The organism is Dyella sp. RRB7, assembly GCF_022761115.1.
GTDB lineage: Bacteria > Pseudomonadota > Gammaproteobacteria > Xanthomonadales > Rhodanobacteraceae > Dyella.
This window is the reverse complement of the sequence record NZ_JAKWJS010000007.1, coordinates 45,227-63,561: the sequence shown is the minus strand read 5'-3', so window position 1 is coordinate 63,561 and position 18,335 is coordinate 45,227. Positions and strand designations below refer to the sequence as shown.

The 18,335-nt window shown below is 68.3% G+C and carries 14 protein-coding genes; 13 read left to right on the top strand and 1 reads right to left on the bottom strand.

The window, feature by feature from the left end; all coding sequences use genetic code 11:
• The first annotated feature begins 22 nt into the window (after nt 1-22).
• The 4 genes from MJ606_RS15395 (at nt 23) to thrC (ending at nt 5,848) form a co-directional block, all read left to right on the top strand.
• Nucleotides 23-2,008, top strand: a complete 1,986-nt coding sequence (locus MJ606_RS15395; protein WP_243050429.1) for a bifunctional 2',3'-cyclic-nucleotide 2'-phosphodiesterase/3'-nucleotidase — start codon at nt 23-25, stop codon at nt 2,006-2,008.
• A gap of 464 nt (nt 2,009-2,472) precedes the next feature.
• Nucleotides 2,473-3,567, top strand: coding sequence for a homoserine dehydrogenase (locus tag MJ606_RS15390; RefSeq protein WP_243050582.1), 1,095 nt, complete (start codon nt 2,473-2,475; stop codon nt 3,565-3,567).
• Nucleotides 3,567-4,541 carry a homoserine kinase gene (locus MJ606_RS15385; RefSeq protein WP_243050428.1) on the top strand — a complete coding sequence of 325 codons (975 nt, stop codon included), beginning with the start codon at nt 3,567-3,569 and terminating at the stop codon, nt 4,539-4,541. The genes MJ606_RS15390 and MJ606_RS15385 overlap by 1 nt, the downstream gene beginning before the upstream one ends.
• Nucleotides 4,538-5,848 carry a threonine synthase gene (thrC, locus tag MJ606_RS15380; RefSeq protein ID WP_243050427.1) on the top strand — a complete coding sequence of 437 codons (1,311 nt, stop codon included), beginning with the start codon at nt 4,538-4,540 and terminating at the stop codon, nt 5,846-5,848. Before MJ606_RS15385 ends, thrC begins: the two co-directional genes overlap by 4 nt.
• A gap of 28 nt (nt 5,849-5,876) precedes the next feature.
• Here thrC and MJ606_RS15375 read toward each other — a convergent pair whose 3' ends face one another.
• A complete protein-coding gene (locus MJ606_RS15375; RefSeq protein ID WP_243050426.1) occupies nt 5,877-6,449 on the bottom strand; it encodes a hydrolase in 573 nt (190 codons plus the stop codon).
• 114 nt (nt 6,450-6,563) lie between these two features.
• Between MJ606_RS15375 and MJ606_RS15370 the strand changes: the two genes are divergently transcribed.
• The 9 genes from MJ606_RS15370 to ilvB all read left to right on the top strand — a co-directional run bounded on the left by MJ606_RS15370 (nt 6,564) and on the right by ilvB (nt 18,315).
• A complete protein-coding gene (locus tag MJ606_RS15370; protein ID WP_243050425.1) occupies nt 6,564-7,241 on the top strand; it encodes a TetR/AcrR family transcriptional regulator in 678 nt (225 codons plus the stop codon).
• Nucleotides 7,242-7,629: 388 nt separating this feature from the next.
• A complete protein-coding gene (locus MJ606_RS15365; protein ID WP_243050424.1) occupies nt 7,630-9,288 on the top strand; it encodes a 2-isopropylmalate synthase in 1,659 nt (552 codons plus the stop codon).
• The gene (locus MJ606_RS15360) at nt 9,285-10,289 is read left to right on the top strand and encodes a branched-chain amino acid transaminase (RefSeq protein WP_243050423.1); all 1,005 of its coding nucleotides are present in this window, start codon (nt 9,285-9,287) and stop codon (nt 10,287-10,289) included. Before MJ606_RS15365 ends, MJ606_RS15360 begins: the two co-directional genes overlap by 4 nt.
• The gene (gene leuC / locus MJ606_RS15355; protein ID WP_243050422.1) at nt 10,286-11,698 is read left to right on the top strand and encodes a 3-isopropylmalate dehydratase large subunit; all 1,413 of its coding nucleotides are present in this window, start codon (nt 10,286-10,288) and stop codon (nt 11,696-11,698) included. Before MJ606_RS15360 ends, leuC begins: the two co-directional genes overlap by 4 nt.
• Nucleotides 11,695-12,279: a 3-isopropylmalate dehydratase small subunit gene (gene leuD, locus MJ606_RS15350; protein ID WP_243050421.1), complete on the top strand. Its 585-nt coding sequence runs from the start codon at nt 11,695-11,697 to the stop codon at nt 12,277-12,279. Before leuC ends, leuD begins: the two co-directional genes overlap by 4 nt.
• Complete coding sequence (gene leuB / locus MJ606_RS15345) at nt 12,276-13,373, top strand: 3-isopropylmalate dehydrogenase (RefSeq protein WP_243050420.1); 1,098 nt, start codon at nt 12,276-12,278, stop codon at nt 13,371-13,373. The genes leuD and leuB overlap by 4 nt, the downstream gene beginning before the upstream one ends.
• 90 nt (nt 13,374-13,463) lie before the next feature.
• Nucleotides 13,464-15,173, top strand: a complete 1,710-nt coding sequence (ilvD, locus tag MJ606_RS15340; protein WP_243050419.1) for a dihydroxy-acid dehydratase — start codon at nt 13,464-13,466, stop codon at nt 15,171-15,173.
• Complete coding sequence (gene ilvC, locus MJ606_RS15335; RefSeq protein WP_243050418.1) at nt 15,170-16,189, top strand: ketol-acid reductoisomerase; 1,020 nt, start codon at nt 15,170-15,172, stop codon at nt 16,187-16,189. Before ilvD ends, ilvC begins: the two co-directional genes overlap by 4 nt.
• A gap of 320 nt (nt 16,190-16,509) precedes the next feature.
• Complete coding sequence (gene ilvB / locus MJ606_RS15330; RefSeq protein ID WP_243050581.1) at nt 16,510-18,315, top strand: biosynthetic-type acetolactate synthase large subunit; 1,806 nt, start codon at nt 16,510-16,512, stop codon at nt 18,313-18,315.
• Nucleotides 18,316-18,335 lie beyond the last annotated feature (20 nt).

Sequence of the window (18,335 nt, the reverse complement as noted above, 5' to 3'; positions counted from 1 at the left end):
ACGCCAAACCATGGATCGACGCATGACCCCTCGCCTGCTTCCCCTTGCCGCCCTGGCCGCAGCCGTCCTGGCCGGCTGCGCCAGCCAGACGCCCAAGCACGCCACCTTGCCGGATGGCAGCCACGCCCAGGTAGCCATCCTGGAAACCACCGATGTCCACTCCAACGTGCTCAGCTACGACTACTACAAGCAGCGCGAGGACGATTCGGTGGGCTACGAGCGCACCGCCACGCTGATCCGCCGCGCCCGCCAGCAGTACGCCAACAGCTTCCTGTTCGACAGCGGCGACACCATCCAGGGCAGCGTGCTGGCCGACTACCAGGCCCAGGTGAAGCCGGTGGGCTGCGGCGAAGAACTGGGCATCTACCGCGCCATGGACGCACTGGGCTACGACGGCGGCACCGCCGGCAACCACGAGTTCAACTACGGCCTGGGTTTCCTCTCCCAGGTCACCGGCACGCCGATGAACGTGGACGGCGGCCATAGCGACCGTTGCGCCGGCCCGCACTTCCCGCTGGTGCTGTCCAATGTATTGAGCACCCGCGACGGGGCGCCGATCTTCAAGCCGTGGGCCGTGGTGCAAAAGGACATCAGCGTGACCGAGCCCGACGGCAGCACGCATAGCGTGCCGCTGAAGGTAGGCATCATCGGCTTCACCCCGCCGCCGATCCTGGAGTGGGACAAGCAGAACCTCGCCGGCAAGGTCACCGTCACCGGCGTGGTCGAGGCGGCGCAGAAATACCTGCCCGAACTGGAAGCCCAGCACCCCGACCTGATCGTCGCCGTGCTGCATGGCGGCCTCAATACCGACCCCTATACGCCGGCGATGGAAAACGGCGGCTGGTACCTGGCCGGCGTCCCCGGCATCGATGTGCTGCTGCTTGGCCACTCGCATACCGAATTCCCTGGCCCCCATTACAAGGGCATGCAGGACGTGGATGCCGAGCGCGGCTTCGTGCGCGGCAAGCCCGCCGTGATGGGCGGCTTCTTCGGCAAGGACCTGGGCGTGATCGATCTGGCCCTGCAGCGCAAGGACGGCCGCTGGGTGATCGACGACAGCCAGACGCACAGCGAAGTGCGTCCGATCTGCCCGAAGAAGAACGAATGCGTGCCGGCCGATCCGGCCATCGCCCCGCTGGTGGCGCAGGCGCATGAGGCGGCGGTGGCCTACGTGAACACGCCGATCGGCCAGACCCGCGTGCACATGAGCAGCTACTTCGCCGACGAAGGCAACATGAGCGCGCTGGCGCCGATCAATGCCGCCATGCGCGACTACGTGCAGAGCGAACTGCCCAAGCAGCATCCGGAACTGGCGAACCTGCCGGTGCTGTCGGCGGCCGCCGCGTTCCGCACCGGCTTTGGCGGCCCCGACGACTACACCGATGTGGTCCCCGGCCCGCTCACCCTGCGCAGCGCCGCCGACCTGTACTTCTATCCCAACACGCTCGCCGCGGTGAAGGTGGATGGCGCCGGCCTCAAGGCATGGCTGGAGAAATCCGCCGAACGCTTCAACCAGATCGACCCCGGCAAGGACGGCGAGCAGCCCCTGGTCAACGACCGCTACCCCGGCTTCAACTTCGACCAGATCCAGGGCGACCTCAGCTACGTCATCGACCTGTCCAAGCCGGTGGGCCAGCGCATCGCCAGGCTGGCCTACAAGGGCAAGCCGGTGACGCCGCAGCAGCAGTTCATCGTGGCCACCAATAACTACCGCGCCAGCGGCGGCGGCAACTTCCCCGGCCTGGACGGCAAGAACATCGTGCTGGCCGCGCCCGATGGCGCCCGCGAAATCCTTGCCAGGTGGCTGCAGCGCCAGCGGACCATCGAGGCGAAGGATCTGCCGAAAGCGTCCTGGCACTTCGCGCCGCTGAAGACCCATGGCGAGGTGGTGTTCAAGGGCGCCGCCGGCAAGCTGGACGTGGCGCGCGAGGCCGGCCTGAACGACATCCGCCAGCTCAAGGACAACGGCGACGGCACGGCCGTCTACGCCATCGACCTGTCGCACTAGGCAACCCCCTGTAGAAGCGCAGCCTGTGCGCGACCACGGAGTGATGTCGTTACCGCTCCGTCGGCTTGTCGCGCACAGGGTGCGCTCCTGCAGCCAGATGGCCGGGTCGTCGGATGGCCAAAGTTTCAAATGTACCTGTTGACTGCGGCGCAGCAATCGACCTATGGTCGGGCCATGTCGCCGTCATTCGCGCCAGCACGCATGTTGCATAACCCGGTCATTGCCGGGTGCGTGACGCTGCATGCCGGCTCCGTCGCCACCACCACCACGACCACTATTACCACCGGGTCGGGGTGGGTTTCCGTGCGCGAATAAGTTTCTCAACGCAAACGGCCCCGCCCTCGATGAGGCGGGCCGGTGCACACTCCGACGTCCGCCAGCGAGCACGGGCCCCGACCTAGGAGGCCACCGTGAACCTTGCTGCATCTCCACTCGCCGAACAACCGTCGCTGCCACCGCATGCCGTGGCGCTGCCGACGGTCACCGCACGCCAGCGCGTGCTCGCCGTGGGCCTGATCGGTCCCGGCCGTGTCGGCAGCGCCCTGCTCGACCAGTTGCGCACCGCGCAGCCCCGGCTGGCGCGTGCCGGACTGAACCTGAAACTCTGCGGTGTCGCCGCCAGCCGCCGCATGTGGCTGGATGCCGACGACCCGGAGCTCAACGGCCGCCACGACAGCGCGCAAACCTGGCGCCCCAGCAACCTCGACGAGTTCGCCGCTCACGTCCGCGGCAATGATGGCCGCCACGCCCTGTTGATCGACTGCAGCGCCAGCGACGTGGTGGCCTCGCGTTACGCCGAATGGCTGGTGGCCGGCCTGCACGTGGTGACGCCCAACAAGCTCGCCGGCAGCGGCCCGCTGTCGCGCCTGCAGGCCATTCGCGCCGCCTGCGGCGGCGGTTCGCGCTTCCGTTACGAGGCGACGGTGTGCGCCGGCCTGCCGGTGGTGCAGACGCTGCGCGACCTGCTCGATACCGGCGATCAACTGCTCACGGTCGAGGGTATGTTCTCCGGCACGCTGGCCTGGCTGTGCCATCGCCACGACGGCGGCCGGCCGTTCTCCGCGCTGGTGCGCGAGGCCCATGCGCTGGGCTACACCGAACCCGATCCGCGCGACGATCTTTCCGGCCTCGACGTGGCGCGCAAGCTGGTGATCCTGGCGCGCGAGGCTGGCTGGTCGCTGTCGCTGGAAGACGTGGAGGTGCAAAGCCTGGTGCCGCCGGAACTGGCCGCGCTGTCCGCCGAGGACGCCATGGCCCAGCTGCACCTGCTCGACGGACCGATGGCGCGCCACGTGGCCCGTGCCCAGACCCAGGGCAGCGTGCTGCGCCATGTCGCCAGCCTCGACGCGCACGGCCATGCCAGCGTGCGACTGGCCGTGCTGCCGGCGGCGCATCCGTTTGCGCATAGCCGCCTTACCGATAACATCGTGCAATTCACCACGCATCGCTACCGCGACAACCCCATGCTGGTGCAGGGCCCGGGTGCCGGGCCAGAGGTAACCGCTGCCGGCGTATTCTCCGATCTGCTGCGCATCGCCGAATCGCTGGAGGTACGCTGATGAATGCACGACTGGCCGATCCCATGACCGAACCGCAACGACTAGTGAGCGCCCAGGCCATGTCCTATGCCAGCGTGGGCAACGTGGCCGTGGGCTTCGACATTCTCGGCCACACCGTGGCCGGTGCCGGCGATCGCGCCTTGGTGCGGCGCATCGACGAGCCCACCGTGCGCATCGCCGCCATCCACGGCTGCGTCACCGACCTGCCGCTGGAGGCCAGCCGCAACACCGCCGGGGCGGCGCTGCTCTCGCTGCGTCGCGCGCTGGGCCTGCGGCATGGTTTCGAGCTGGAGCTGCACAAGGGCATCGCGCTGGGTTCGGGCATGGGTGGCTCGGCCGCATCCTGCGTGGCCGCCCTGGTAGCCGCCAATGCGCTGCTCGAACGCCCGCTGCCGCGCGAGGCACTGTATGGCTTCGCGCTCGACGGCGAGGCCGTTGCCAGCGGCAGCCGCCATGGCGACAACGTCGGGCCGATGCTGCTGGGCGGCCTGGTGCTGGCCACGCGCGACCGCCTGCTGCAACTGCCGGTGCCCGAAGCCTGGCACTGCGCGGTGGTGCATCCGCACGTGGTGCTGGAGACGCGCGAGTCGCGCGCGGTGTTGGCCGGCGGCTTCGCACTGCACGACGTGGTGGCGCAACACGCCAACCTCGCGCTGATGCTCACCGGGTGCCAGCGCGGCGACGCCACGCTGGTGCGCGAAGGCCTCAAGGACGTGCTGGTGGAACCCCGCCGCGCCCCGTTGATACCCGGCTTCGCCCGGGTCAAGCAGGCGGCGCTGGACCACCACGCGCTGGGCGCCAGCATTTCCGGAGGCGGCCCCAGCGTGTTCGGCTGGTACGAGCGACGCGAGCAAGCCCAGCAGGCCGCTGCCGCGATGGTGGCCGCCTTCGCCGCGGAAGGCCTGGCCAGCGACGCCCTGGTATCGCCCATCAACGGACCGGCCGCCACGCTGGTCGCGGAGGCGGCGGCATGAGTGAGCCGCTGCATTACCGCAGTACGCGCAGTGGCCAGCATGCCGCATCCATCGATCAAGTGATTGCCGCCGGCCTCGCCCCGGACGGCGGGCTCTACGTGCCCGAGGCCCTGCCCCGGCTCGATGCCGCCGCCTTCGATCCACGCGGCTCGCTGGCCGATACCGCCACCGCCCTGCTCACGCCGTTCTTCAAGGGCACCGCGCTGGCCGCCGAGCTGCCGGCGATCTGCCGCGAGGCGCTCGACTTCGAGGTGCCGCTGCGGCCGCTGGCGCACCACGCCGATGGCTCCGTGCTGGAGCTGTTCCACGGGCCGAGCGCCGCCTTCAAGGATGTCGGCGCGCGCTTCCTGGCAGCGTGTTTCCGGCGTATCCGGCCAGCCGATGCGCCCCCCGTGACCATCCTGGTGGCGACCTCGGGCGACACCGGCGCGGCGGTGGCGGCCGCGTTCCATCGCCAGCCCGGCGTGCGCGTGGTGATCCTGTATCCCGATGGCCGCGTATCGCCGCGCCAGGCGCATCAGCTGGGCTGTTTCGGCGACAACGTGCAGGCGCTGCGCGTGGCCGGCAGCTTCGACGATTGCCAGCGCATGGTGAAGTCGGCGCTCGGCGACGCCGCGTTGCAGGCGCGGCGGCCGCTGTCCTCGGCCAACAGCATCAGCCTGGGCCGCCTGCTGCCGCAGATGAGCTACTACGCGCACGCCGCGCTGGGCTGGTGGCGTCGGCATCGGACGCCGCTCAACTTCATCGTGCCCACCGGCAACCTGGGCAACGCGCTGGCCTGCGTGTGGGTACGCGAGATGGGCCTGCCGGTCGGCGATATCCGCCTGGCCTGCAACGCCAACGCGACGCTCAGCGATTACTTCGATGGCGACCCGTACACGCCGCGCCCGGCCATCCCCACCCTGGCCAATGCGATGGACGTAGGCGCGCCCAGCAATTTCGAACGCCTGCGCTGGACCTTTCCGCACGACCACGAGCTACGCCTGCAACTGCAGGCCAGCAGCGTGGACGACGACACCATCCGCGACACCATCGTGCGTCATGCCAGCGAACATGGCGAACTGTTCTGCCCGCACACGGCCACCGCCGTACACGTGCTCGACACCATGGGTGCCACCGGCCTGCCCTGGGCGGTGGTGGCGACCGCCCATCCGGCCAAGTTCGACAGCGTGGTGGAACCGCTGATTGGCCGACGCGTCGAAGTGCCTGCTGCGTTGCAGGCCATGCTTCAGCGTCCGGCGAACGCCGAACCGCTGGCCGCCGAGAACGACGCACTGAAACGCTGGTTGCTGCACCCGATGGCGTGATGCCATCGGGTCGGAGGGCCATCGCCGCTCAAGCGAGCATTTGCAGCACCTGCCCGGTCGAGCGCACGCGGCCCAGGCGCGGGAAGATGTTTTCGACCGCGAAGCGGTGATGGGCGGCATCCGACGAGCTCATCGCATCTTCCACCAGCACCTGGTTGAAGCCCAGCTCGAATGCGTTGCGCGCGGTGGACTCGACGCCGATGTTGGTGGAGATGCCGCCCAGCACGATCTGGGTGATGCCGCGGCGGCGCAGCTGCAGCTCCAGCTCGGTGCCGTAGAAGGCACCCCACTGGTGCTTGATGATGTGGATGTCTCCCTCGGCCACGTTCAGCTGGTCGGCATATTCCAGCCAGTTGGCCGGGAGGCTGCCGCCGCTGGGCGGCATGTTGTCCGCCAGCGGGTGCAACATGTCGCGGCCATCGGCGGACCAGCCCACGCGCACCAGCACTACCGGCGCGCCGAGCTCGCGGAAACGGGCGGCCAGGCGACCCGCGCGCTCATAAACCTCGTCGGCGCTGTGCGGGCCGGCGGCATAGGGGCCAATACCCTTCTGCAGGTCGATCAACACCAGGGCCGTGCTACGGGGGTCCAGCTTTTCCATGGTCGTGCTCCGCAAGGAAAGGCGCCGAGCGAGCCACCACCGGGCTTGCCCGCACGCCAGCGTGAAAGTAAAAGCGTCGTGGCTGCGCCGGCCAGGCTGGCGATATGTCCTACCATGGCGGCAACCCGACAGCATCATTTATGTGAGGCCATCCTCACATTGGAGTTTATGAGGATGTCCTCACGTATTTCAAGCCGTGGCGGTCGCTCGCCCCAGCGCCAGCGCGGCCACGAACGCGTGGCGGCACTGCTTGCGGCAGCCTCGGCGTGCTTCGTCGAAAAAGGCTACGACGCCACCACCATGACCGAGGTGGCAGCCAGGGCCGGGGCTTCGATCGGCTCGCTGTATCAGTTCTTCCCGACCAAGGAGGCGCTCGCCGGAGCGCTGATCGCCGACCATGCCGAAGCACTCTACGCGCGCATGGAGCGCCTGGTCGCGCAGACACCGGGCTGGAACACGGAAGAACTTTCGGCGCGGCTCATCCGTGCCTTCGCCGACTATCGCAAGCAGCACCCGTCGTTCGTGGTATTGGTCGAGGCCGGTGGCTCCGTGCCATCCATGCTGGGTCGCACCATACGTCAGCGAATGCGCGATTACCTTTGCCAGATCCTCGCCATCCATGCTCCGGGGCTGGCGGCGGGTGACCTGCGGCCCGCCGCGATGGTGGTGCAGCAGTTGATGAAAGCCGCCGTGGCGCTGCAAAACGAGCAACCCGCAGCCCTTCGGCAGGCCGCGCAAACCCAGCTGCGGCGCGCCCTTGCGCTCTATCTGAAGGAGCTTGAGACCGACTAGCCGTTCGCGTGTGCGCGGCGCGTCAGGAGGCATCTGGCCATCTGGACGTCCGAATGTGCGCCGCCACGCGCGATCTTAAAAATTTCAAAAGAAACTGTTGACAAGCCCTTGCAACCCCCGTTACGGTCCGTTGCATGTCGCAGCGCAACAGCCACGATCGCATTGCCGAACCGATCCGTCTCACGACGGTCGCCGGCGCGCTGCGACTCCGCAACAACCTCCTTCTTGCCCTTGTACTCGTACTCCTTATTACCAACGGAGGTGCGGGCTGAGGGCGTGTGTCCAGGTAAAGCAAAACCAACCTGATACCACCTAAAGAACCCCGCACCCGGACACGGATGCGGGGTTTTTTTATTGCCTTCGGCGACGCACACAGCGGAGCTAAGTGATGAAACCCCAGGACCACCCGACAGACGAGAACAGCGACGTAGGCTTTGTCGCCGCCGAACGCCTGCGCATTTTCGATACCACCCTGCGCGACGGCGAGCAGGCGCCCGGCTTTTCGATGGATCGCCGCGCCAAGCTGCGCATGGCCCATGCGCTCGAGGCGCTTGGGGTGGACATCATCGAAGCGGGCTTTCCCAGCGCGTCGCCGGATGATTTCGCCTCGGTGGCCGAAATTGCCCGCGTGCTGCGCGAACTTACCGTATGCGGCCTGGCGCGCTGCCACGACAACGACATCGACGCCTGCGGCCGCGCGCTGGCATCGGCTCGCCACTCGCGCATCCACCTGTTCCTGTCCACCAGCCCGCTGCACCGCGAACACAAGCTCAACATGAGCAAGCAGCAGGTGATCGACACCGCCTGCGCGGCGATCGAGCGCGCCAAGGCGCTGTGCCACGAGGTGGAATTTTCCGCCGAGGACGCCATGCGCACCGAGCCCGAATACCTGGTCGAGGTATTCAGCGCAGCGGTGGCCGCCGGCGCCACCACCCTGAATGCGCCGGACACGGTGGGCTACACCACGCCGGCCGAGATCGCCGAACGCTTCGCCTACCTGCGCCAGCACGTGCGCGGCGCCGAGCACGTGGTCTTTTCCAGCCACTGCCACGACGACCTGGGCATGGCGGTGGCCAACAGCCTGGCCGCGGTGTCGGCCGGCGCGCGCCAGGTGGAGTGCACCATCAACGGCATCGGCGAGCGCGCCGGCAATGCTTCGCTGGAAGAGATCGTGATGGCGCTGCGCGTGCGCCCCGCCTACTACGGCGCCGATACCGGCATCGACGCGCGCAAGCTCTATCCCACCTCGCGCCTGTTGACCCAGCTGACCGGCCAGGCGGTACCGCGCAACAAGGCGGTGGTGGGCGAGAACGCGTTCGCGCACGAGTCGGGCATCCACCAGCACGGCATGATCAAGCACCGCGGCACCTACGAAATCATGCGGCCCCAGGATGTCGGCATGGGCGAAACGCGCCTGGTGCTGGGCAAGCACTCCGGTCGCCATGCGCTGCGCCAGCGCCTGCAATCGATGGGGCACGAGATCGACGAGGCCGAGATGGACAGCGTCTTCGCACGCTTCAAGGCGCTGGCCGACAAGAAGCGTGAGATCCACGACGAAGACCTGGAAGCCATCGCGCTGGGCCTGGACCCGGAAGCGATTGGTCCCTGGCGCCTGGTACAGCTCAATACCAACTCGCACATGGGCGGCAGCGCCTCCGCCTCGGTGAAGCTGACCCACGACAACGGCCACGAGATCGGCGAAGCGGCCATCGGCGATGGCCCGGTGGACGCCGTACTGCGCGCGATCGAACGGGCCACCGGCACCACCCTCGACGTCACCCAGTTCCAGGTGCGCGCCGTGAGCGAAGGCGGCGACGCGCAGGGCCAGGCCCAGCTCACCGCCCGCCATGCCGAACGCGACTGGCGCGGCAATGGCGTCAGCACCGACATCATCGAGGCGACCGCCCATGCGGCGCTCGCCATCGTCAACCGCATCGAGCGACAGGGCGCCTCGCGCCCCGATGCCGTTACTGAAGAGTGCGGCCACGGAAGGCCGCTTTTTGACCTTCGCGCGAATGGACGCGCGCAAAAGGAGATCACGCAATGACCACGCCATTCCTCTGGCACAACGGCCAGATCAAACCCTGGACCGAGGCCACGGTCCACGTCAGCACCCACGCCCTGCACTACGGCTCCTCGGTATTCGAGGGCGAGCGTGTCTACGCCACCCCGCAGGGCCCGGCCTATTTCCGCCTCGCCGACCACACGCGCCGCCTGTTCGAATCGGCTCGCGTGTACGAGATCGACATCGGCTACAGCGAGGAAGAGATCAACGCGGCCTGCCACGAAGTCATTCGCGCCAACCGCATGAAGTCGGCTTACGTGCGCCCGATCGTGTTCCGCGGCGCGGGCGGCCTGGGCGTGCTGCCCAAGGGCGACTCGCCGGTGGACGTGGCGATCATGGCGCTGGAGTGGGGTGCGTACCTGGGCGATGCGATCGAGCATGGCGCGGATGTGTGCGTGTCCTCGTGGCATCGGCCGGCACCCAATACCATTCCCAGCTGGGCCAAGGCCGGCGGCAATTATCTTTCCAGCCAGCTGATCGCGCTGGAAGCGCGCCGCGGCGGCTACGCCGAAGGCATCGCGCTGGGCCACAACGGCCTGCTCAGCGAAGGCGCGGGTGAAAACCTGTTCCTGGTGAAGAACGGCAAGCTGCTCACGCCGCCCACCAGCGCGGGCATCCTGGCCGGCATCACACGCGAATCGGTGATCACCCTGGCCGGCGAGCTGGGTATCGCGGTGGAGGAACGCGACCTGCCGCGCGAAGCGCTGTACAGCGCCGACGAGATCTTCATGACCGGCACCGCCGCCGAGATCACGCCGGTGCGTTCGGTGGATCGCAAGCAGGTGGGCGCGGGTCGTCCTGGCGATGTCACGCGTGCGCTGCAGAAGGCGTTCTTCGGCCTGTTCGATGGCACCACCGCCGACCGGTGGGGCTGGCTCACGCCGGTATCCGATGCGGTCGCCCCCGACCACGAAGATCACAAGGCGGCCACCCATGGCCGCACGTCTCACCAGCAGTCCGCCACGGTGGGGGCCACCGCATGAGCGCCAAGACGCTATTCGAGAAGGTATGGGACGCGCACGTGGTGGCGCCCGAGAGCACCGACACGCCGGCGATTCTCTATGTCGACCTGCACCTGGTACACGAAGTCACCTCGCCGCAGGCCTTCAGCGAACTGCGCGAGCGCGGCCTGAAGCTGCGCCGCCCCGATCGCATGCTGGCCACGCTGGACCATTCCACGCCCACCCTGCCGGCCGGCGCCGATGGCGAACGCCCCTACGCCAACGCCGAGGCGAAGGCGCAGGTGGCGCAGCTGGAAACCAACTGCCGCGAGTTCGGCGTGGAGCTACACGGCTGGGACAGCGACGACCGCGGCATCGTGCACGTGATCGGCCCGGAGCTCGGCGCCACCCAGCCCGGCATGACCATCGTGTGCGGCGACAGCCACACCTCCACGCACGGTGCCTTCGGCGCGCTGGCGTTCGGCATCGGCACCACCGAGGTGGGCCACGTGATGGCCACGCAATGCCTGCTGCAACGCAAGCCCAGGACGCTGGCGATCCATGTGGATGGCCAGCTGCCGGCGGGCGTCGGCGCCAAGGACCTGATCCTGCACATCATCGGCGAGATCGGCGTGGATGGCGGCACCGGCTACGTCATCGAGTACCGCGGCGACGCCATCGAGGCGATGTCGATGGATGAGCGCATGACGGTGTGCAACATGTCGATCGAGGCGGGCGCCCGCGCCGGCCTGATCGCCCCCGACGACACCACCTTCGCCTGGCTCAAGGGCCGCCCGCGCGTGCCGCAGGGCGCCGCATGGGACGCTGCCGTGCAGCGCTGGCGGTCGCTGCGCACCGATGCAGGCGCCAGCTACGACCGCGAAGTGCGCATCGACGCCGGCAAGGTGCGCCCCACGGTGACCTACGGCACCCATCCGGGCATGGCCATCGCCATGGATACGCCGGTGCCCGCCGCACGCAACGCACAGGAGAAGCGAGCGCTCGACTACATGCGCGCCGAAGCGGGCAAGCCGATGCAGGGCACCCCGGTGGACGTGGTGTTTGTCGGCAGCTGCACCAACTCGCGCCTGTCGGATCTGCGCGAAGCGGCGCGCGTGCTGCGCGGACGCCGCGTGGCCAACGGCGTGCGCATGCTGGTGGTGCCGGGTTCCGAAGCGGTGCGCCGCGACGCGGAGCGCGAAGGCCTGCATCACGTGTTCACCGCGGCCGGCGCCGAGTGGCGCGTGCCGGGCTGCTCCATGTGCATTGCCATGAACGGCGACCTGGCACAGCCCGGGCAGCTGGTGGTGAGCACATCCAACCGCAATTTCGAAGGCCGCCAGGGCAAGGGCGCGCGCACCGTGCTGGCCAGCCCGGCCACGGCCGCCGCATCGGCCTTGGCCGGTCGCATCGCCGATCCGCGCGAGTACATGACGGAGGTCGCCGCATGAAGCCCATCACCCGCCTGCACTCCCGCACGGCCGTGCTGCCGGACGAGAATATCGACACCGACCGCATCATCCCGGCGCGCTTCCTCACCACCACCCAGCGCGCCGGCCTGGGCAAGCTGTGCTTCAACGACTGGCGCTACCAGGCCGACGGCGGCGACAACCCGGCGTTTCCGCTCAACCAGCCGCAGGCGCAGGGTTGCGCCATCCTGGTCGCCGGGCGCAACTTCGGTTGCGGCTCGTCGCGCGAGCACGCGCCGTGGGCGCTGCTCGACTACGGCATCCAGGCGGTGCTGTGCAGCGAGATCGCCGACATCTTCCGCAACAACGCGCTGAAGAACGGCCTGCTCGCCATCGTGCTGGATGCCGCCGAACACCGCTGGCTGCTGGAACACCCGGGCATCGAACTGACCATCGACGTGCGCGAGCAGTACATCGCGCTGCCCGATGGCGGCCGCATCCACTTCCAGCTGGAACCCTTCGCACGCCATTGCCTGCTGCATGGCGTCGATCAGCTCGGCTACCTGCTGCAGCACGCCGAGGCCATCACCGCTTACGAACACCGCACGGAGAAAGCCGCATGAGAGCGCATATCGTCACCCTGCCCGGCGATGGCGTCGGCCCCGAGGTCACCGCGGCGGCCGTCGCCGTGCTCGACGCGGTCGCCGCGCACTTCGACCACAGTTTCCATTTCGAGGAACACCTGATCGGCGGCTGCGCCATCGACGCCACCGGCGAGCCGCTGCCGGCGGCATCGCTGGGCGCCTGCAAGGCCGCCGATGCCGTGCTGCTCGGCGCGGTGGGCGGGCCGAAATGGTCCGATCCGAATGCGCCGGTGCGCCCGGAACAGGGCCTGCTGGCGCTGCGCGCCGCGCTGGGCGTGTACGCCAACCTGCGCCCGCTGCAGGTGCATCCCGCGCTGGCCTCGCTGTCGCCGCTGAAGAACGAGAAGCTGAAGAACGTCGACGTGCTGTTCGTGCGCGAACTCACCGGCGGCGCCTACTTCGGCGCCAAGACGCGCACCCTCGACACCGCCACCGACGAGTGCAAGTACACCGTGGCCGAGGTGGAACGGGTCACGCGCCGCGCGTTTGACCTGGCGCGCGAGCGCCGCCGCCACGTCACCTCGGTGGACAAGGCCAACGTGCTGGAAACCTCGCGCCTGTGGCGCAGCACGGTGCAGCGCATTGCCGCCGAGTACCCGGACGTGAAGCTGGAGCACCAGCTGGTCGATTCGATGGCGATGCTGCTGCTCACCCAGCCCTCGCGCTACGACGTGGTGGTGACCGAGAACCTGTTCGGCGACATCCTCACCGACGAAGCCGCCGCGCTGGCGGGCTCGCTGGGCCTGTTGCCCTCGGCCTCGCTGGGCCAGGGCAAGGCGGGCCTGTACGAACCGATCCATGGTTCGGCGCCGGACATCGCCGGCCAGGGCGCGGCCAATCCGACCGGGGCGATCCTGTCGGCTGCGCTGTTGCTGCGTCATTCGCTGGGGCTGGAACAGGAAGCGACGGCGGTGGAAGCGGCCGTGGCCGAGGTGATCGAGCACGGCCCTCGCACCCGCGATATCGGTGGCCAGGCCGGCACGCGCGAGGTGCTGGACGCCGTACTCGCTTCGCTCGACGAGCATGCCTGCAATGCGGCGGCGTTCCTGCGCTGGGGACGGGCCTGCGGATGAACCCCAGCGTCAACGACCACTCGCCCCTGGCCCCTCCCCTGCATACAGGGGAGGAAGCCACGGCAATTACCCATTCACGACGGAAACACCATGCGCAGTGACCTGATCAAGACCGGCCCCGACCGCGCGCCCGCGCGCTCGATGCTTCGTGCCACCGGCATGGACGACGACGCCATCGCCAAGCCGCTGGTGGCCGTGGTGCACACCTGGTCGAACGTGAGCCCGTGCAACCTCAACCTGCGCGAGCTGGCCGAGCACGTGGCCGAAGGCATTCGCGCGGCGGGCGGCACGCCGGTGGAGTTCAACACCATCGCCGTTACCGATGGCATCGCCATGGGCACGCCGGGCATGCGCGCCTCGCTGATCAGCCGCGAGGTGATCACCGACTCGATCGAGCTGGCCGTCGACGGCCATTGCCTGGACGCGATGGTGGTGCTGTGCGGCTGCGACAAGACCATTCCCGCCGCCGCGATGGCCATGGCGCGCCTGGACATCCCCAGTGTCGCCCTATACGGCGGCACCATCGCGCATGGCATGCACGACAACCATCCCATCACCATCCAGCAGGTGTTCGAGGCCGTGGGTGCCTATGGCGCGGGCAAGATCGACAACGCCGAACTCACCTCGGTCGAGCGCGATGCCTGTCCCGGCGCCGGTGCCTGCGGCGGCCAGTTCACCGCCAACACCATGGCGATGGTGCTGTCCACGCTGGGCCTGTCGCCGCTGGGCTTCAACGATATTCCGGCCACGCATCCGGCCAAGGCCGCGGCGGCGCGTCGCTGCGGCGAGCTGGTGATGGAGTGCCTGAAGAACGAGCGCACGCCGCGCGCCATGCTCACCACCACCTCGTTCCGCAATGCCGCGCGCATGGTGGCGGCCACGGCCGGCTCCACCAATGCCGTGCTGCACCTGCTGGCCATTGCCCGCGAAGCGGGCGTGCCATGGACGCTGGAGGATTTCGAGCCGGCCTCCAAGCACACGCCGGTGATCGCCGACCTGTTGCCCGGCGGCCGCTATACCGCCGTCGAACTGTTCGGCGCCGGCGGCAGTGCGCGCGTCGCGCAAGAGCTGATCGCCGCGGGCATGCTCGACGATGCCCCTACCGTCACCGGCCGCAGCCTGTTCGAGGAAGCCGCCGCCGCACCGCGTGCCGGGCAGCAGGATGTGGTGCATCCGATCAGCGCGCCGCTGAAGCCGCGCGGCGGCTATTCCATCCTGTACGGCAACATCGCGCCGGAAGGCTGCATCCTCAAGCTCGCCAAGGGCGCCAACCATTTCGAGGGCCGCGCCCGCGTGTTCGAGAGCGAGGAGCAGGCCTTCGCCGCCGTGCAGGGCGGCAGCATCGAGAAGGGCGACGTCATCGTCATCCGCAACGAAGGCCCCGCCGGCGGTCCCGGCATGCGCGAAATGCTCGGCGTCACCGCCGCGCTGGTCGGTCGTGGCCTGGGCGACGACGTCGCGTTGATCACCGATGGCCGCTTCTCCGGCGCCACCCATGGCTACATGGTCGGCCATATCGCACCCGAGGCCGCGCGCGGCGGCCCCATCGCCTTGCTGCGCGATGGCGATCGCATCCGCATCGACGCCGACACCCGCCAGATCAGCACCGACGCCGACCTGGTCACCCGTCGCGCCAACTGGCAGCCGCCGGCACCCAAGGTCACGCGGGGTGCGCTGGCCAAGTACGCACGCCTGGTGGGTTCCGCCTCCGATGGCGCCACCACGCATCCCAACACCTCTCACCACGCTTCCGCTTCCCACCACGTCAGCGAAGACACAACCGCAGGAGTTACCGCATGAGCACCCAGACCTCGAACGACACCCTCGCCAAGGCCCGCATCGCCGTACTCGGCTATGGCAGCCAGGGCCGCGCCCACGCCCTCAACCTGCGCGACTCCGGTCTCGATGTCGTGGTGGGCCTGCGCAAGGGCGGCCCCTCGTGGGAGAAGGCACGCGCCGAAGGCTTCACCGTGGCCGAGCCGGGCGAGGCGGTGAAGGACGCCGACCTGGTCGCCGTGCTCACGCCCGACATGGTGCAGCCCAAGCTGTACAAGGAAAGCATCGAGCCCAACATCAAGCCCGGCGCCGCGCTGCTGTTCGCGCACGGCTTCAACGTGCACTTCAAGCAGATCGAGCCGCGCAAGGACATCGACGTGATCCTGGTGGCGCCGAAGGGCCCGGGCGCGCTGGTGCGTCGCGAATATGAAATCGGCCGCGGCGTGCCCTCCATCTGGGCGGTGCACCAGGACGTCAGCGGCCACGCCGAGGCCAAGGCCAGGGCCTATGCCGACGGCATCGGCGGCGGCCGCGCGCTGCTGATCAAGACCGACTTCAAGGAAGAGACCGAAACCGACCTGTTCGGCGAGCAGGCCGTGCTGTGCGGCGGCGCCAGCTCGCTGGTGCAGGCCGGCTTCGAAACGCTGGTGGAAGCCGGCTACCAGCCGGAAATCGCGTACTACGAAGTGCTGCACGAACTGAAGCTGATCGTGGACCTGTTCTACGAAGGCGGCATCGCGCGCATGCTGGAATTCGTCTCCGAAACCGCGCAGTACGGCGACTACGTGAGCGGCCCGCGCGTGATCGACGCCGGCACCAAGGCGCGCATGAAGGACGTGCTCAAGGACATCCAGGACGGCACCTTCGCGCGCAACTGGATCGCCGAGTACAACGCCGGCCTGCCGAACTACAAGAAGTTCAAGCAGGCCGACCTGGAGCATCCGGTGGAACAGGTGGGCGCCAAGCTGCGCGCACGCATGCCGTGGCTGCAGGCCAATGCGCCGAAGCCGGCGGCCGAGCCGTTGAAAAAGGTGGGCTGATTCGACACGGGATGTTCGGTCCGTCGTTGAACGTTCCGATACCCCCCAAAGGCACTGGGTCCCCGCTTTCGCGGGGATGACGAGTCCGGAGGGCAGCTTCACTCGCCGTGTTTGTTTCGCTTTACGAGGGGCGCTTATCCCGCCACACGCTTTCCCCCTCACCGGCCCTCTCTTGCCCAGGCAAGGGAGGGAGTTTTCCAACACGACTTTCGACCCGCCGCGCGTGCGGCGAATCCAAGGGAAATCCGAGAACCGTGAACGTGCCACTGCAAAGGGAGATATCCGCTCCGGCCGCCACTCACCCGCTCGCCGGCCAGGCCATGAGCGGCGCGGAAATCGTGGTGCAGGTACTTGCCGATGAAGGCGTCGACGTGCTGTTCGGTTATTCGGGCGGTGCCATCCTGCCGGTGTACGACGCGGTATTCCGTTTCAACGCCACGCATCTGTCACCGGTGGGCGGCGAACCGATGCCGCTGATCGTGCCGGCCAATGAACAGGGCGCGGGCTTCATGGCGGCAGGCTATGCGCGTGCCTCGGGCAAGGTGGGCGTGGCCATCGTCACCTCCGGCCCGGGCGCTACCAACATGGTCACGCCGGTACGCGATGCCATGGCCGATTCGGTGCCGATGGTGGTGATCTGCGGCCAGGTGCCCACGGCGGCGCTGGGCAGCGATGCCTTTCAGGAAGCCGCCGTCAGCAACATCATGAGCGCCTGCGCCAAGCATGTGTTCCTGCTTACCGATCCCACCCGACTGGAAGTGACCCTGCGCACCGCGTTCGAGATCGCGCGCAGCGGGCGGCCCGGCCCGGTGGTGGTGGATATTCCCAAGGACGTACAGAACACCTCGCTCACCTTCGCCGGTGAGGGGCGCCTGCCCATCCCGGGTTATCGCGCGCGCCAGCATGCCATCGAGCACGCGCGGCTGGACGACGCCCAATGCGCCGCCTTCTTCGACGCGCTGGCCAAGGCCAGGCGCCCGCTCATCTACGCCGGCGGCGGCGTCATCGCCGCCGAGGCGGCCACCACGCTGCGCGCCTTCGTGCAGCAGTTCGGCCTGCCGGTCACCACCACGCTGATGGGCATCGGCGCGGTCGACACCACCGAACCGCTGGCGCTGCACATGCTGGGCATGCACGGCACCGCCTACGCCAACTACGCCGTGGACGACTGCGACTTCCTGCTGGCGCTGGGCGCGCGCTTCGACGATCGCGTGGCCAGCGTGCCGGACCGCTTCGCGCCCAACGCGCGCTTCATCGCGCAGATCGATATCGATCCGGCCGAGATCGGCAAGGTGAAGTCGGTGCACTGGCATCACCACGGCGACCTCGATCGTACCTTGTCGCGCCTGCAGCAGTACGGCATGCGCCATGGCCTGCATGCCGGGGCCGGGCAGCGCTTTGCCGACTGGCATGCGCATATCGCCGCGCTCAAGAGCACGCACGCGCTGAACTACGACCGCGACAGCGCGTTGATCCAGCCGCAGGCGGTGATCGAGGCGATCAACCGCCACACGCAGGGCCGCGCGGTGATCAGCACCGGCGTCGGCCAGCACCAGATGTGGGCGGCGCAGTACTTCGATTTCCGCGAACCGCGCCATTGGCTCACTTCCGGCTCGATGGGCACCATGGGTTTCGGCCTGCCGGCCGCCATCGGCGCGCAGTTCGCGCGGCGCGACGCGGTGGTCATCGATATCGACGGCGACGCCAGTATCCGCATGAACCTGGGCGAGCTGGAAACCGTCACCACCTACAACCTGCCGGTGAAAGTGGTGGTGCTCAACAACATCGGCGACGGCATGGTGCGGCAGTGGCAGAAGCTGTTTTTCCGCGGCCGCTTCGCCTCGTCCGACAAGAGCCTGCACAAGAAGGATTTCATCAAGGCCGCGCAAGCCGATGGTTTCGAGTGGGCCAAGCGGCTGGAGCGCAAGGAGGATCTGGCGGACACCATCGCCGACTTCATCGCCTTCGAGGGTCCTGCCTTCCTTGAGGTGATGATCGATCCCGATGCCGGCGTGTATCCGATGGTGGGGCCCGGCGCGACGTATGCGCAGATGATCACCGGCGATTTCATTCCGTCGCGGGTGCTGCCGGCGGCGTCCGCGGATGCCGCGTCCGACATGTTCTAACCAACCGTCGTCCAGCGAAA

What these genes read in the sequence shown, in the direction of transcription:
- MJ606_RS15395 (WP_243050429.1), top strand. Translation starts at nt 23, where the DNA reads ATGACCCCTCGCCTGCTTCCCCTTGCCGCCCTGGCCGCAGCCGTCCTG.
- MJ606_RS15385 (WP_243050428.1), top strand. Translation starts at nt 3,567, where the DNA reads ATGAATGCACGACTGGCCGATCCCATGACCGAACCGCAACGACTAGTG.
- thrC (WP_243050427.1), top strand. Translation starts at nt 4,538, where the DNA reads ATGAGTGAGCCGCTGCATTACCGCAGTACGCGCAGTGGCCAGCATGCC.
- MJ606_RS15375 (WP_243050426.1), bottom strand. Translation starts at nt 6,449, where the DNA reads ATGGAAAAGCTGGACCCCCGTAGCACGGCCCTGGTGTTGATCGACCTG.
- MJ606_RS15370 (WP_243050425.1), top strand. Translation starts at nt 6,564, where the DNA reads ATGGCGGCAACCCGACAGCATCATTTATGTGAGGCCATCCTCACATTG.
- MJ606_RS15365 (WP_243050424.1), top strand. Translation starts at nt 7,630, where the DNA reads ATGAAACCCCAGGACCACCCGACAGACGAGAACAGCGACGTAGGCTTT.
- MJ606_RS15360 (WP_243050423.1), top strand. Translation starts at nt 9,285, where the DNA reads ATGACCACGCCATTCCTCTGGCACAACGGCCAGATCAAACCCTGGACC.
- leuC (WP_243050422.1), top strand. Translation starts at nt 10,286, where the DNA reads ATGAGCGCCAAGACGCTATTCGAGAAGGTATGGGACGCGCACGTGGTG.
- leuD (WP_243050421.1), top strand. Translation starts at nt 11,695, where the DNA reads ATGAAGCCCATCACCCGCCTGCACTCCCGCACGGCCGTGCTGCCGGAC.
- leuB (WP_243050420.1), top strand. Translation starts at nt 12,276, where the DNA reads ATGAGAGCGCATATCGTCACCCTGCCCGGCGATGGCGTCGGCCCCGAG.
- ilvD (WP_243050419.1), top strand. Translation starts at nt 13,464, where the DNA reads ATGCGCAGTGACCTGATCAAGACCGGCCCCGACCGCGCGCCCGCGCGC.
- ilvC (WP_243050418.1), top strand. Translation starts at nt 15,170, where the DNA reads ATGAGCACCCAGACCTCGAACGACACCCTCGCCAAGGCCCGCATCGCC.
- ilvB (WP_243050581.1), top strand. Translation starts at nt 16,510, where the DNA reads ATGAGCGGCGCGGAAATCGTGGTGCAGGTACTTGCCGATGAAGGCGTC.